At 79.0% G+C, this 1,331-nt stretch carries 1 protein-coding gene; it reads right to left on the bottom strand.

Translation table 11 applies throughout. The annotated features are described in order from the left end of the window. On the bottom strand, nt 1–1,331 hold a 1,331-nt coding region (locus ACWEN3_RS46635; RefSeq protein ID WP_452984522.1), incomplete at both ends, for an amidohydrolase.

The raw sequence follows: 1,331 nt of genomic DNA, 5'->3' as shown, positions 1-1,331 counted from the left end.
GGGGGGGGGCGGGGGGGGGGCGCCCCCGCCCCCCCCGCCCCCCCCGCAGACCACCCCCCCCCCCCATCCAACCCCGTCCGCCCGCCGACCACGGTGCGCAGGCAGACCGGCAGGTCGCGGCCCGGGGTGAGATCGGGCAGGCCCGGGGTGCCCGAGCGCGGGTCCGTCGACCAGCGGGCCACCCGGTCGTCGGGGGCCTGGACGACCAGCTCGTCGGTGCTCCAGACGGCGTAGTCGGCGGGCGCGCCCGGCACCAGGGCTCCCGCGTCGTCCCGGCCGACCGCCCGCCAGCCGCCGCGCGTGTGCGCCGTGAAGGCGGCGCGCACGGAGACCCGGTGCTCGGGCGTGCGGTGGAAGGCGGCGGCGCGGACCGTGCCCCACGGGTCGAGCGGGGTGACGGGGCTGTCGGAGCCGAACGCGAGCGGCACGCCGGAGCGGAGCAGGGCGGCGAAGGGGTTGAGGGTGCGGGCCCGGTCGGCGCCGAGCCGCCGGGCGTACATGCCGTCCTCGCCGCCCCACAGCGCGTCGAAGGCGGGCTGCACGGAGGCGGTCAGGCCCAGCTCGGCGAAGCCGGCGATGGTCTCGGGGGTGAGCATCTCGGCGTGCTCGACGCGGTGCCGGGCGGCGCGGATCCGGGCGAGGCCGATCTTCTCGGCGGCGGCGCGCACGCCCGCCACGACGGCGGTCACGGCGGCGTCGCCGATGGCGTGGAAGCCCGCCTGGAGGCCCGCCTCGGTGCAGGCCACGACATGGGCGGCGACGGCGTCGGCGTCCAGGTAGGCGGTGCCTGCGTGGCCGGCGTCGGCGTACGGCTCGTGCAGGCAGGCGGTGTGCGAGCCGAGGGCGCCGTCGGCGAACAGGTCGCCCGCGGCGCCGACGGCGCCCACTTCCCTCGCCCTGTCGACGTTCTGCTCGGCCCAGTAGCCGACGACGCGGGGGCCGGGCAGCTCGGCGGCGAGCCGGAGCAGGGAGGTGAAGTCGTCCTCGGAGGAGATCTGCGGGCCGCCGCACTCGTGCACCGAGCCGATGCCGAGGGACGCCGCGCGGGCCAGGGCGGTGCGCTGGGCCTCGGCCCGCTGGGCGGGTGTGATGGCCCCGAGGGCGGCCTCCCGTACGGCGTGGTGGGCGTCCCGGGTGAGCGGGGCGTCCTCCCGGGGCAGGTCGCCGGGGACCATGTCCAGCAGGGCGGTGGTGACGACGGCCGAGTGCACGTCGATGCGGGTGAGGTACAGCGGGCGGCCGCCGGTGGCCTCGTCGAGCTCGGCGCGGGCTGGCGGGCGGCCGCCGGGCCAGCGACTTCCTGGGCACCAACCCCTCCCCCGCCAAGCTCC

It is taken from the genome of Streptomyces sp. NPDC004561 (assembly GCF_053602155.1).
Note: the sequence above shows the minus strand (reverse complement) of the source record. Positions and strands in the feature narration are given on the sequence as shown.